Source organism: Nonomuraea sp. H19 (genome assembly GCF_052068215.1).
Classification (GTDB): domain Bacteria; phylum Actinomycetota; class Actinomycetes; order Streptosporangiales; family Streptosporangiaceae; genus Nonomuraea.
Map to the genome: position 1 here is coordinate 273,624 of NZ_JBQHCV010000003.1, position 13,071 is coordinate 286,694.

Genomic DNA, 13,071 nt, shown 5'->3' on the forward strand with positions numbered 1-13,071 from the left:
CAGGATGCGGGTATGCCTTTCTGGCCCTCCCCCATTTCGACCAGAGACGTGGCAGGTTCGGGCGTGCGCCCCAGCTGGCCCATGGCCCAGGGCGGCCTGGTCTGGTGGACCGAGGACCGCCCCGACGAGGGCGGACGCACCACGATCATGTGCCGCGCCGCCGACGGCGACCACCGTGAGCTGCTGCCTGCCCCGTGGAACGCGCGCACCCTGGTCCACGAGTACGGCGGCAGACCGTACGCCGTGACCCCTGCGGGCGAGGTCGTCTTCGCCAACCTCAAGGACCAGCGTCTCTATGTCCTCGGGGATAACGGCGAGCCGAAACCCCTCACCACCGAGGGCTGCCGCTACGCCGACCTGCTGATCCACGACGGCCAAGTGTGGTGTGTACGCGAGCGCCACGACGAGGCCGGCAAGGTCACCCGCGCCATCGTGTCGATCCCGCTGGACGGCGGCGACGCACGCGAATGGGCCACCGGCTGCGACTTCTACGCTTTTCCCGCCATCTCCCCCGACGGGCGGCATCTGGCCTACGTCTGCTGGAACCACCCGCGCAGGCCGTGGGACGGCACCGAGCTACGCGTCACCGCGCTGTCGGGCGGCAGCTCGTGGACGGTGCGGGGCGGCGCCTCGGAGTCCGTGCTGGCCCCGTCGTGGAAGGACGACTCGCGCCTCTACCTGATCTCCGACCGCTCCGGCTGGTGGAACCTCTACGAGATCGGCCTGCGCGGCGACGGCACGCGGGCGGTCTGCCCGGTCGAGGAGGAGTTCGTCCTGCCGCCGTGGCAGCTCGGCGGGCGCCCGTACGCGATGCTCGAGGACGGGCGGCTCGCGGTCCTGCACGGGCGCGGCGACCTGCGGCTGGGCGTGCTCGACCCCGCTTCGGGCACGCTCGCCGACCTCGATGTGCCCTACAGCGGCTGGGACGGGACACTGGCCGCCGACGGCACGTCCGTGACCGGGATCGGCTACGCCACCACGCTTCCGAGGTCGGTCGTCAGCGTGGACACGGCGTCGGGCGAGAGCCGCCCGCTCAGGCGGGACATCCAACGGCTGCCGGACCCGGCCTGGCTGCCCGTGCCGCGGGCGGTGCGGGTGCCGGGAGAGCAGGAGGTCCACGCCTACCTCTACCCGCCGTATGGTCCCGCGACCGAGGGCGGCATCCCACCATATGTGATCTTCGTCCACGGCGGGCCGACCGCGCACTCCGGCACCGCGTTCGACCTGGAGAAGGCGTTCCTCACCTCGCGCGGCATCGGCATCCTCGACGTCAACTACGGCGGCTCGACCGGCTACGGCAGGGCGTACCGTGAGCGGCTGAAGGGGAAGTGGGGGCTGGTGGACGTGGCCGACACGGTCGCCGCCGCCGAATGGCTGGCCGCCGAAGGGCTGGCCGACCCCGGCAGGATCGCGGTGCGCGGCGGCAGCGCGGGCGGCTGGACCGTGATGGCGGCCTGCTGCCGGTCCGACGTGTTCGCGGGCGGCGTGGCGTACTACGGCGTCAGCGCGCTCGCCCCGCTCGTCGCGCACACCCACGACTTCGAGTCGCGTTACGTGGAGTGGCTGGTGGGGCCGGAGGATCCGGAGGTGTACGCCACCCGCGAACCGCTCTCCCTGGTCGACGGCATCTCCTGCCCCATGCTGCTCCTGCAAGGGCTCGACGATCCCGTGGTGCCGCCCGAGCAGTCCGCCGCCTTCGCCGACGCGCTGTCCGAGCGCGGGGTGCCGTGCACGTACCTGGCTTTCGAGGGCGAGTCGCACGGCTTTCGCCGCACCGAGACGCGTGCCGCCGCCCTGGCCGCCGAGCTGGCCTTCTACCAGCAACTCTTCCTTTAGCGGGCGAACTCGGTGGCGCGGGACTCCCTGACCACCGTGATGCGGATCTGCCCCGGGTACGTGAGCTCCTCCTCCACCTGCTTGGCCACGTCGCGGGCGATCACCTGGGCCTGGATGTCGTCGATCGCGTCCGGCTTGACCATGACCCGGATCTCGCGCCCGGCCTGCATCGCGAACACCTTCTCCACGCCCTCGTACGACTGCGCGATCTCCTCCAGCCGCTCCAGCCGCTTGACGTACGCCTCCAGGGACTCGCGGCGGGCGCCCGGCCGGCTGCCGCTGATCGCGTCGGCGGCCTGTGTGAGGACCGCTTCGACGGTGCGTACCTCGACCTCATTGTGGTGCGCCTCGATGGCGTGCACCACGTCCTCCTCCTCGCCATACCGGCGGGCGATCTCCGCTCCGATCAGCGCGTGGCTGCCCTCGACCTCGTGCGTGAGGGCCTTGCCGATGTCGTGGAGCAGGGCGCAGCGCTTCATCAGCGTCTGGTTCATCTTCAGCTCGGCGGCCATGATGCCGGCGATGTGGGCCGACTCGATGAGGTGCTTGAGCACGTTCTGTCCGTACGAGGTCCGATACCTCAGCTGCCCGAGCAGCAGCGTCAGCTCTGGGTGCATGTCAGTGATCCCCAGCTCGACCAGGGCGTCCTCGCCGGCCCGCGCACACAGATCCTGCACCTCCTGGCGGCTGCGGTCATGCGCCTCCTCGATGCGCTGGGGATGGATGCGGCCGTCCAGCACGAGCTTCTCCAGCGTGAGCCGCGCCGTCTCCCTCCTGACGGGGTCGAAACACGACAGCAGCACCGCTTCCGGCGTGTCGTCAATGATCAGATTCACCCCGGTGGTGGACTCGAACGCGCGGATGTTCCGCCCTTCGCGCCCGATGATCCGGCCCTTCATCTCGTCGCCGGGCAGATGCAGCACGCTGACGACCGACTCCGCCGTCTGCTCCGCCGCCACCCGCTGCACGGCCAGCGTAACGATCTTGGTGGCCCGCTTCTCGCCTTCCTTGCGGGCCTCTCCCTCGATCTCCCTGACGATCAGCGCGGCCTCTCGCTTGGCCTGGTTCTCGATCTCCTTGACCAGCTCGGCCTTGGCCTGCTCGCCGGTCAGCCCGGCGACCCGCTCCAGGATGACGCGGCGTTCCTCCTCGACCTGGAGCAGTTCCTCGCGCCGGTCGGCCAGCTCGATCTCGGTCTCGGCCAGCTTCCTGTCCCGCTCGGACTGCCGCCTTGCCTCCTCGTCGAGGCGCTGCTCCCGCTCGGCCAGCCTGGACTCCCTGCGCTCCAGGTCGGCACGCAGCTCCTTGAGCTCGGACTTGAGGGTCCGGCTCTCCTCCTCGACCTCTCGCCGCAGCTGCGCGGCGCTCTCGGCCGCGGCCTCTGACTTGCGCAGGATCTCTTCAGCGTCGGTCTCCGCCTTCTGGCGGATCTCCCGCGCCTCCTCACGCGCCTGCTCCAGCTCTTCGTGTACGGCCTGCGCCTGCTCGGGGCTGGGCTTGGCGGCGCGTGGCAGGCTGCCCGACGTGTGCCGTATGACGACGAGCAGCGCGACGATCATCCCGAACGCGAGGACGAGCACCGCCACCATCAGCACCACTTCAAGCGGCCCCATGTGCGCCCCGCCCTCCTCGCGTCGTCAACACCTCATAACGGGCCCAAAACGGGAGGGGTCACAAGCACGCCGCGCGCAGCCCAGTCGGCGCCAGGATCGATGTCAAGCCAAGACTGACCGGGCATCGGCTGGGACAGCCGACACCTAGCCCACCTCGTTCAATCAAGCTCGTTCGTCCGTCGTTCACCGGTATGGCAATCCGCGCTGCGCGGAGTAACTCCTCACTGCCGTCGAGGTTATGCGTCGAACTGGTCACGAGCAAGCAAACGCGTCATCAAGCGTGTCTTACAGGCTTACATCTCCGCATTGACCTAGCATCCCAATAAATGCCGGAATTGCCCTCATCGGGCCCGCCGTCCTACTGTCCCGAGCCGCCCGCGCAGGGACCCGGCCAGCATGCGGACCGCCCAACGGAACAGCGCGGTCGGGCCGCTGAAGCGGACATGTGCAGGATGGGCGCGCCGAGCCGGCAGCCAGACGTGACGACGACGCGAAGGCACGAACGGCGCGCGATGAGACGCACACGCAAGCAGAGACGAGCAGAAGCACGCAGACAGCGGAGCGCGACCACACCGGCGCAAGGCAGGCCGACCGCCGTCACGCGGGCGAACCGCCTTGAGACGAGCAGGCCACCGTCATGCGAAGGGACCGCCTTGAGACGAGCAAGCCGCCGTCATACGGGGCGAAACGCTACGGGAAGTCTTCCTCCAGGTCGATGCCTTCCTGTTCGAGCGCCTCCCGGATCACGCGGTAGGCCAGCCCGGACGAGTAGCCCTTGCGCGCGAGCATGCCCGCCAGCCGCCGCGTGCGCGTTTGCGGGTCAAGAGACCGGGTGGCGGCGAGCTTGCGATCCACCAGCCGCCGGGCCGTCTCCGCCTCCTGGTCGGGATCGAGGCGCTCCACGGCTTCCTTGACCGTCTCGGTGTCCACGCCCCGATGGCGCAACTCGGCCGCGAGGGCGCGTTTGGCCAGGCCGCGACCGTGGTGCCGGGAATCGACCCAGGCCTCCGCGAACGCCTCGTCGTTGATCAGGCCGAGCTCGGAGAACCGGCCGAGGACCGCTTCGGCGGCCTCCTCCGGCACGTCCCGCTTACGGAGGGCCTCAGCGAGCTGAGCTCGCGTCTTGGGCGCCATGGTGAGGAGACGGAGGCAAATGGCGCGGGCCACCGACTCCGGATCTGCTTCGGGTCCGGCTCCGGCTGGGCTCTCGTCATCAGGCCCCTCAGGTAGCCGGCCGCGCCCCGTCTTCCCGGCCCGTCCGCCGGATCTGCTTCCAGAGCGGCCTCTGGAACGGCTCGACCGGCTGGATTCACCGGATCGGCGCCCACCGCCCGTCCGTCTCCTACCGCCGTCTGCCTGCTCATCCGCGAACCAACTGCTGCCGGCCAGCACCTCAGAGTGCCACTCGCCATCCGCACGGCCGCTTCCATCTGCACGGCCACCACCCTGACCGCCACCGTGGTCACCACTGTGGTCACCACCACCGTGATCGCCACCACCGTGATCGCCACTGCCAGCACTCGCGCTGTTAAGACGCCCACCGTCAGAGAACCGTCCAGCAGCCCCAGCCCGACCGTCAGCAGTCGTGTGCTCGCCCGTCGGGCGTCCGGCATGTGCCCGGTCGCCCGAGACGCCGGTAGCCCGCTCGCTTCCGGCCTGCCTCCACAGATCTCCAGCGCCCGAGGTCCCTCCATGCTCCTGGGACGAGGCGCTGCCTGACGGCGAGGCGCTGCCTGACGGCAAGGCATCGGCGATGGCGGGGCGCTCGCCGTCGCCTGCTGCGACTGCGGGGCGCTCACCGTCGCCCGCCGCGCCAGCTTCGGCGGGTTGGCTGCCGTCGCCGCCCGAACCAGGCTCGGCGGATTGGCTGCCGTCGGCACCCGCGCCAGGCTCGGCAGGCGTGGCCTCCGATGCGCGGAGGCGGTTGCGGTGCTCGCGCAACTCCTCGACCGACGGCCAGCCGTCCGCCGCCGAGCGAGCCAGGTCACGCCCACGTGACCAGGCGCCGTCCGATGGGCTACCCATGCGTCGGCCCTCCGGCGGCGGCGCGGAAGGGGTATCCATCGCGAGATGAAGGGCGAGCGGGCCAGACGCCCCGGAGCTGGGGCGCCTGCGGCCGGTTCGTGTCACTCATGGGGCGAACGATCAGACGTCGCCCGGCTTCGGAGTGGACTTCGAGCCGCGGCCGGAAGGGGCGGCGGCCGGGGCCGGGGCCGGGGCGGCGGCTTCGGCGGGGGCGTCGATGCGGGGACCCACGCCGAGCTTGTCCTTGATCTTCTTCTCGATCTCGTTGGCCATGTCGGGGTGGTTCTTCAGGAAGTTGCGGGCGTTTTCCTTGCCCTGGCCGAGCTGGTCGCCCTCGTAGGTATACCAAGCGCCGGACTTGCGGACGAAGCCGTGCTCGACGCCCATGTCGATGAGGCCGCCCTCGCGGGAGATGCCCACGCCGTAGAGGATGTCGAAGTCGGCGACGCGGAAGGGCGGGGCCATCTTGTTCTTCACGACCTTGACCCTGGTGCGGTTGCCGACCGCCTCCGTGCCGTCCTTGAGCGTCTCGATGCGGCGGATGTCCAGGCGGACCGAGGCGTAGAACTTCAGCGCCTTACCGCCGGTCGTGGTCTCGGGGCTGCCGAACATGACGCCGATCTTCTCGCGGAGCTGGTTGATGAAGATGGCGGTGGTGCCGGTGCTGCTGAGGGCGCCGGCGACCTTGCGCAGGGCCTGGGACATGAGGCGGGCCTGGAGGCCGACGTGGCTGTCGCCCATCTCGCCCTCGATTTCGGCCTTGGGCACCAGCGCGGCGACCGAGTCGATGACGATGATGTCCACGGCGCCGGACCGGATCAGCATGTCGGCGATCTCGAGCGCCTGCTCGCCCGTGTCGGGCTGGGAGACCAGCAGCGCGTCGGTGTCCACCCCCAGCTTCTTGGCGTATTCGGGGTCGAGGGCGTGCTCGGCGTCGATGAACGCCGCGATGCCGCCGGCCCGCTGAGCGTTGGCCACGGCGTGCAGGGCGACCGTGGTCTTACCTGAGGACTCGGGGCCGTAGATCTCGACGATGCGGCCGCGCGGCAGGCCGCCGATGCCGAGTGCCACGTCGAGGGAGATCGAGCCGGTGGGGATCACCTCGATGGGAGCTCGGGCGTCATCGCCCAGGCGCATCACTGAGCCCTTACCGAACTGCCGCTCGATCTGGGCGAGGGCGGTCTCGAGGGCCTTCTCGCGGTCGTTGATAGCCATGGGAGCTCCCCCTGGAGGGTCGTGGTCCGATCAGTCGAGTGAAAGCTACGGCCTCCCACCGACATTTTCCGGGTGTCGGGGAAGACGGGCCCGGTGTGGTCCAATCGTAGCCGAACGGCTGTTCGATCACAGCAGGAACACGCAGGTAGCCGTCAATTGCCTGGCCGAGCACCGGAAGCAGGCCCGTCCCCCTTGACGCATGAGCCCCGAGCCGAGATCGCCAGGGCGAGAGCCGGGCCTCAGCGTGTTGCCATGCGCCATGAGCTGGGGAGACTCACTGCGAGGGGCGATGGCTGGAGGCGGCGACGTGGCGAGCGGCTACACCGGGGAACGGCGAGCGCTTTTGCAGGCGCTTGCCGCGCTGCTGCCCGATCAGGGACTGGTGAGCCGCATGGTCGGCGGCGACGATCCGGTGTTGTGGGTGTGGCACCCGCGCACGGGCCGTCAGACGATCGTCTTCGCCACCCCCTCTAACCGGGGATGGCTGTTCCTGTGGTCGTCCGGCGGGCAGGGCAGGGCGGACGACCTGGAGCGCACGGCCGGCTCTCTGCGGGAGATGCTGGAGAGCTCAGCGCAGCCTGGGTGAGACGTCCTCGACCTGGCAGACGGCCCGCCAGACGGTCTTGGCGCTCTCTCCTTCGGCCAGCGCCTGCATGACCGTGCGCCCGCCGAGCGGGGCGATCACGTAGTCGCGGGCCCACGACTCGGCGTACGTCTCACCGAAATGAGCGTTCATCCGTCTCCAGAACTCGGTCAACCGCATGCAGTCAAGTATGGAAGCGCGCGGGGGGTGGGTAGGACACCTCCATGGCGAAGACCCCGAAGTCCTCACCCCCGAAGTCAGCCAGGACCAAGGCCAATCGGGCCAAGCGCCGGCGACTGCTGCTCACGCTGCGGCTCGCCGTGCAGAACGAGAAGGCGGAGCGATCGGAAAGGCACGCGGAAATCAGGCGGGCGCCTCGTGCGGGCACGCCGCGTACGCGCAGGGCGTCGCGGCGATAGGTCACAACACGCGCGAGCCGTACATCTCACCGAGATGGTCGGCGAGCAGCTCCAGCCGGGCGCCGTCGGGGTCCTTGAAGTAGATGGAGGCGCCGCTTTCTATCTGGTGCGGCACGCCGGCCATCTCCAGCTTCCCGCGCAGCCGTTCCCAGGTGGCGGGGTCGACGGAGATCGCGATGTGGTGCAGCCCGCCCAGCACTTCCTGGTACGGGCCCAGGTCGAGCCCGGGGAAGTCGAAGAACGCGAGCAGGTTGCCGTTGCCGATGTCGAAGAAGAAGTGGTTCGACCCCTTGTAATCACGGTTCTCGATGATCTCCGTGAGCGGGAACTCCAGGAGATCCTGGTAGAACTTGATGGTGCGCTCCACGTCCGACGACAGCAGAGCTATGTGGTGCAGGCCCCGGGCGCTGCTCGATGGACGGTGCGCTAAGACGTAACGCCGCCTGAGTTCCGCACGGCGGGCTTCGGCGGCCGCGTAATCAATGGTCACGGTCGCTTCATGTCCGCCAGGACCCCGCCTCAATCCACCCCCCGCCGGGACAATGCGTTTTCTGTCGGTGGCGCGAGGCAGTATGGGCAGGTGAGCTCGCTAGCCCAGTTCAGCCAGGTGACCAGGCAATGGTTCGCCGGAGCCTTCCAAGCCCCCACGTCCGCCCAGGAGGGGGCTTGGAAGTCGATCTCGCGTGGCGACAACACGCTGGTCGTCGCGCCCACCGGGTCGGGCAAGACGCTGGCGGCGTTCCTGTGGTCCCTCGACCGGCTGGCGGCCGAGCCGCCCGAGCGCAAGGGCACGCGGGTGGTCTACGTGTCGCCGCTGAAGGCGCTGGCCGTCGACGTGGAGCGCAACCTGCGCGCCCCGCTGGCCGGGCTCAAGCAGACGGCGCGGCGGCTCGGGCTGGCGGTGCCGGAGATCTCGGTGGCGATCCGCTCCGGCGACACGCCCGCGGAGGACCGCAGGCGGTTCGCGGCCAAGCCGTCCGACATCCTGATCACCACGCCCGAGTCGCTGTTCCTGCTACTCACCAGCCAGGCGCGGGAGGCCTTGAGCGGGGTCGAGACGGTGATCGTGGACGAGGTGCACGCGGTCGCGGGCACCAAGCGCGGCGCCCATCTGGCGCTCAGCCTGGAGCGGCTCGACGCGCTGCTGGAGCGGCCCGCGCAGCGGATCGGGCTGTCGGCGACCGTGCGGCCGGTGAGTGAGGTGGCGGCGTTCCTGGGCGGGGCGCGGCCTGCCGCCGTGGTGCAGCCGCCGTCGGACAAGCGGATCGAGGTCGAGGTCGTGGTCCCGGTCGAGGACATGACCGAGATGGACGCGGGCCCGCTCCAGGGTGAGGAGCAGCCTGCCAACAGGTCGATCTGGCCGCATGTCGAGGAGCGGCTGTTCGATCTGATCGGGGCGCACAGCTCGACCATCGTGTTCGCCAACTCCAGGAGGCTGGCCGAGCGGCTGTGCACGCGGCTCAACGAGCTGGCCTACGAACGCGAGCAGGGCACGGAGACCGTCGACCTGTCGATCTGGGAGACAGGGCCGCCTGGGCGGACGCCCGCCGAGATGATGGCGCAGGCGGGGGCGAGCAAGGGTGTCGTGACGGAGATCGTACGCGCTCACCACGGCTCGGTCTCCAAAGAGGAGCGGGCGCAGATCGAGGAGGCGCTCAAGTCGGGCCGGCTGCCTGCCGTGGTCGCCACCTCCAGCCTGGAGCTGGGCATCGACATGGGCGCGGTCGACCTGGTCGCGTGCGTGGAGGCGCCGCCGAGCGTGGCCAGCGGCCTGCAGCGCATCGGCCGGGCGGGACACCAGGTCGGCGCGGTGTCCAAGGGTGTGATCTTCCCCAAATACCGGGGCGATCTGGTGCAGACGACCGTGGTGGCCGAGCGGATGAAGAGCGGCCAGATCGAGGAGCTGCGCTATCCGCGCAATCCGCTCGATGTGCTGGCCCAGCAGATCGTGGCGATGACCGCGCTGGACGAGTGGACGGTCGACGAGCTGGAGTCCGTGGTCAAGCGCGCCGCCCCCTACGCCACGCTGCCGCGCAGCGCGCTGGAGGCGACGCTCGACATGCTGGCCGGGCGCTACCCGAGCGAGGAGTTCGCCGAGCTGCGGCCGCGGATCGTGTGGGACCGCGTCACGGGCACGCTCCAGGGGCGTCCCGGCGCGCAGCGGCTGGCGGTGACCAACGGCGGCACCATCCCCGACCGCGGCCTGTTCGGCGTGTTCCTGGTGGGCGAGCGCGCCTCCAGGGTGGGCGAGCTGGACGAGGAGATGGTCTACGAGTCACGGGTGGGCGACGTCTTCGTGCTGGGGGCGACGTCGTGGCGCATCGAGGACATCACCGCCGACCGGGTGCTCGTCTCGCCCGCGCCGGGACAGCCGGGCAAGCTGCCGTTCTGGCACGGCGACACGCCGGGGCGGCCGGCCGAGCTGGGCCGGGCGATCGGCGAGTTCCTGCGCGAGCAGGCCAAAGAGGGCTCGACGGACCGGATGCGGGCGGCCGGGCTGGACGAATACGCCGCGGGCAACCTGCTGGCCTACCTCGGCGAGCAGCGCGAGGCCACCGGCTACGTCCCCGATGACCGCACCCTGCTGGTCGAGCGCTTCCACGACGAGCTCGGCGACTGGCGCGTGGTGATCCACTCCCCCTACGGCGCGCGGGTGCACGCCCCGTGGGCGCTGGCGATCAACCGGCGGCTGCGCGAGCGCTACGGCGTCGACGTTCAGGCCGTCCACTCCGACGACGGCATCGTGCTGCGCATCCCCGACACGCTCGCCGAGCCGCCCACCGACGTGGCGGCGTTCGACGCCGAGGAGATCGAGCAGATCGTGACCGAGGAGCTGGGCGGGTCGGCGATGTTCGCCGCCCGGTTCCGGGAGTGCGCGGGGCGGGCGCTGCTGCTGCCGCGCCGCGTGCCGGGCCGGCGCAGCCCGCTGTGGCAGCAGCGGCAGCGGGCCGCCCACCTGCTGGGGGTGGCTTCGCAGTACGCCTCGTTCCCGATCGTGCTGGAGACCATGCGCGAGTGCCTGCAGGACGTCTTCGACGTGCCGGGGCTGGTGCGGCTCATGCGGGACATCGCCGCGCGCCGCGTGCGACTGGTGGAGGTGGAGACCTCGCAGGCCTCGCCGTTCGCGGTGTCGCTGCTGTTCCACTATGTCGGCGCGTTCATGTACGAAGGCGACGCGCCGCTGGCCGAGCGGCGGGCCCAGGCCCTGGCGCTGGACACGACGCTGCTGGCGGAGCTGCTCGGCCAGGCCGACCTGCGCGAGCTGCTCGATCCCGACGTGATCTCCGACAGCGAGCGGGAGCTGGCCAGGCTCGATCGGCCGCTGCGCGACCTGGAGGACCTCGCCGACCTGCTGCGCTCGCACGGGCCGCTGCTGGCGCCCGACGTGAGCGTGCGCGGCGGCGACCCGGCCTGGCTGGAGGAGCTGGAGCGGACGCGGCGGGCCATCAGAGTACGCATCGCGGGCGAGGAGCAGTGGGCCGCGATCGAGGACGCGGCGCGGATGCGTGACGCGCTCGGCGCGCCGCTGCCGGTGGGGGTGCCGCACGTGTTCCTGGAGCCGGTGGCCGACCCGCTGGCCGACCTGGTGGCCCGGCACGCCCGCACCCGCGGTCCCTTCCATGCCGCTACGGCCGCCGCCCGGTTCGGGCTCGGCGTGGCCGTGGTGACGGACGCCCTGCGGCGGCTGGCCGCGTCCGGGCGGGTCGTCAGCGGGGAGTTCCGGCCCGGCGGGCGGGGCGAGGAGTGGTGCGACGCCGGGGTGCTGCGGATGCTGCGCCGCAGGTCGCTGGCCCGGCTGCGGAAAGAGGTCGAGCCGGTCGCGCCCGAGACGCTGGCCCTGTTCCTGCCTGCCTGGCACGGCATCACCGGCACCTCGGGAGCCGGCTCCACGGGGCCTGGCGAAGGGTCTCGCGGCGGTGCTGGGGCGGCCCGGGCCATGGACGCGCTGGTTCGCTCCATCGAGCAGCTCCAAGGCGCCGCCGTGCCCGCGTCCGCGCTGGAGACCCTCGTGCTGCCCTCGCGGGTGCCGGGCTACCATCCGGCGCTGCTCGACGAGCTGACCTCGTCGGGGGAGGTGATGTGGGCCGGTCAGGGGGCGTTGCCCGGCGGCGACGGCTGGGTGTCTCTCTACTTCGCCGACACGGCGCCGCTGCTGCTGCCCGAGCCCCCCGAGATCACGATGACAGCGGTCCATGAGCGCGTGCTGGAGTTGCTGGGCGGCGGTGGTGCGCTGTTCTTCCGCGGGATCTCCGATCAGCTGGGGTCGCTGGACGACCAGACGCTGGTGTCGGCGCTGTGGGACCTGGTGTGGTCGGGGCGGGTGTCCGGGGACACGCTGGCGCCTCTACGGGCCACGCTCGGCACCGGGCGTCCCGCGCATCGGCCCGCGACGACGCGGCGGCGGCGGGCGGTGCTGCCGAGCAGGAGCGGGCCGCCGACAGTGGGCGGGCGGTGGTGGTTGCTGCCCTCGCCGGCCGCCGACGCCACCCAGCGGGCGCAGGCGCAGGCCGAGGTCCTGCTGGAACGGCACGGGGTGGTGACGCGGGGGTCGGTGACGTCGGAGCGGCTTCCCGGGGGATTTACGCCCATTTATCAGGTTCTGCGGGCCTACGAGGAGAGCGGGCGTTGCCGCCGGGGCTACTTCGTCGAGGGTCTGGGGGGCGCGCAGTTCGCGCTGCCGGGTGCGGTGGACCGGATGCGCGCCATGGCGCCCAGCATCGCGCCGACGGGCGGCGACGAGGCCTCGGCCCGGGCAGGCGGCGGACCTGACGCACCACCGTTCGAGCCCTCCGGCAGGCCTGGCGCGTTCAGCGCACCTGGGGCTTTCAGTCAGGGGCGCGGGAGTGGCGCTTTCGGGCCCGAGGGCGGCGGCGGGACCTTTGGTCAGGGGCACGGGGCCGGCGGTGGGGGGTTCGGCGGGCAGCCGGGCAGGTCGGGGCGGCGGGCCGTGGTGCTGGCGGCCGCCGATCCGGCCAGCCCGTACGGCGCCGCGCTCGCCTGGCCGCAGCGCCCCGGCGACGTCGGCCACAAACCGGGCAGGAAGGCCGGGTCGCTGGTCGTGCTGGTGGACGGCCACCTGGTGCTCTACGTCGAACGGGGCGGCAAGACGCTGCTGTCGTTCACCGACGGCGAGCGGCTGCAGCCGGCCGTGGACGCGCTGGCCCTCGCCGTACGCGACGGAGCGCTCGGCAAGCTGACCGTGGAGCGCGCCGACGGCGCCTCCATCGTCGAGTCACCACTGGCGGCGGCCTTGGAGACGGCCGGCTTCCACCCGACGCCGCGCGGGCTCCGGCTACGCGCCTGACCGTCCCCCCGGCTCGCTCGCCGACGGACGGTCAGGGCGAGCGAGCCGGCCGGAAACACGAGGGAAGGGCCGCGA

At 71.3% G+C, this 13,071-nt stretch carries 9 protein-coding genes; 4 read left to right on the plus strand and 5 right to left on the minus strand.

Annotation, left to right across the window (positions count from 1 at the left end; translation table 11 throughout):
• The first annotated feature begins 63 nt into the window (after positions 1-63).
• Positions 64-1,836 (plus strand): prolyl oligopeptidase family serine peptidase, encoded by a 1,773-nt coding sequence (locus ACTMTI_RS08000; RefSeq protein WP_441119193.1) that lies wholly within the window; start codon positions 64-66, stop codon positions 1,834-1,836.
• Here ACTMTI_RS08000 and rny read toward each other — a convergent pair.
• The 3 genes from rny to recA all read right to left on the minus strand — a co-directional run bounded on the left by rny (position 1,833) and on the right by recA (position 6,689).
• Positions 1,833-3,449 (minus strand): ribonuclease Y, encoded by a 1,617-nt coding sequence (gene rny / locus ACTMTI_RS08005; protein WP_441119195.1) that lies wholly within the window; start codon positions 3,447-3,449, stop codon positions 1,833-1,835. The genes ACTMTI_RS08000 and rny overlap by 4 nt on opposite strands.
• Before the next feature lie 690 nt (positions 3,450-4,139).
• On the minus strand, positions 4,140-4,841 hold the full coding sequence (gene recX / locus ACTMTI_RS08010) for a recombination regulator RecX (protein WP_441119197.1): 702 nt from the start codon (positions 4,839-4,841) through the stop codon (positions 4,140-4,142).
• A gap of 753 nt (positions 4,842-5,594) precedes the next feature.
• Positions 5,595-6,689, minus strand: a complete 1,095-nt coding sequence (gene recA / locus ACTMTI_RS08015; RefSeq protein WP_441119198.1) for a recombinase RecA — start codon at positions 6,687-6,689, stop codon at positions 5,595-5,597.
• A 289-nt stretch (positions 6,690-6,978) separates the two neighbouring features.
• Here recA and ACTMTI_RS08020 point away from each other — a divergent pair, with 289 nt between their 5' ends.
• Positions 6,979-7,275 (plus strand): hypothetical protein, encoded by a 297-nt coding sequence (locus ACTMTI_RS08020; protein ID WP_441119200.1) that lies wholly within the window; start codon positions 6,979-6,981, stop codon positions 7,273-7,275.
• On the opposite strand, the gene ACTMTI_RS08025 is transcribed toward ACTMTI_RS08020, so the two are convergent.
• Complete coding sequence (locus tag ACTMTI_RS08025; protein ID WP_441119202.1) at positions 7,258-7,452, minus strand: DUF3046 domain-containing protein; 195 nt, start codon at positions 7,450-7,452, stop codon at positions 7,258-7,260. The two genes, ACTMTI_RS08020 and ACTMTI_RS08025, sit on opposite strands and share 18 nt — an antisense overlap.
• 44 nt (positions 7,453-7,496) lie before the next feature.
• On the opposite strand from ACTMTI_RS08025, the gene ACTMTI_RS08030 reads away from it, so the two are divergent.
• Positions 7,497-7,691: a hypothetical protein gene (locus ACTMTI_RS08030; RefSeq protein ID WP_441119203.1), complete on the plus strand. Its 195-nt coding sequence runs from the start codon at positions 7,497-7,499 to the stop codon at positions 7,689-7,691.
• A 1-nt stretch (position 7,692) separates the two neighbouring features.
• Here ACTMTI_RS08030 and ACTMTI_RS08035 read toward each other — a convergent pair whose 3' ends face one another.
• On the minus strand, positions 7,693-8,181 hold the full coding sequence (locus ACTMTI_RS08035; protein WP_441119204.1) for a VOC family protein: 489 nt from the start codon (positions 8,179-8,181) through the stop codon (positions 7,693-7,695).
• Between the two features lie 90 nt (positions 8,182-8,271).
• Here ACTMTI_RS08035 and ACTMTI_RS08040 point away from each other — a divergent pair, with 90 nt between their 5' ends.
• Positions 8,272-12,996: an ATP-dependent helicase gene (locus ACTMTI_RS08040; RefSeq protein WP_441119206.1), complete on the plus strand. Its 4,725-nt coding sequence runs from the start codon at positions 8,272-8,274 to the stop codon at positions 12,994-12,996.
• The last annotated feature ends 75 nt before the right edge of the window (positions 12,997-13,071 follow it).

Bases quoted from the DNA above. Each gene is read 5' to 3' on its own strand.
- ACTMTI_RS08030 (WP_441119203.1), top strand. From the start codon at position 7,497: ATGGCGAAGACCCCGAAGTCCTCACCCCCGAAGTCAGCCAGGACCAAG.
- ACTMTI_RS08020 (WP_441119200.1), top strand. From the start codon at position 6,979: ATGGCTGGAGGCGGCGACGTGGCGAGCGGCTACACCGGGGAACGGCGA.
- ACTMTI_RS08025 (WP_441119202.1), bottom strand. From the start codon at position 7,452: ATGCGGTTGACCGAGTTCTGGAGACGGATGAACGCTCATTTCGGTGAG.
- rny (WP_441119195.1), bottom strand. From the start codon at position 3,449: ATGGGGCCGCTTGAAGTGGTGCTGATGGTGGCGGTGCTCGTCCTCGCG.
- recA (WP_441119198.1), bottom strand. From the start codon at position 6,689: ATGGCTATCAACGACCGCGAGAAGGCCCTCGAGACCGCCCTCGCCCAG.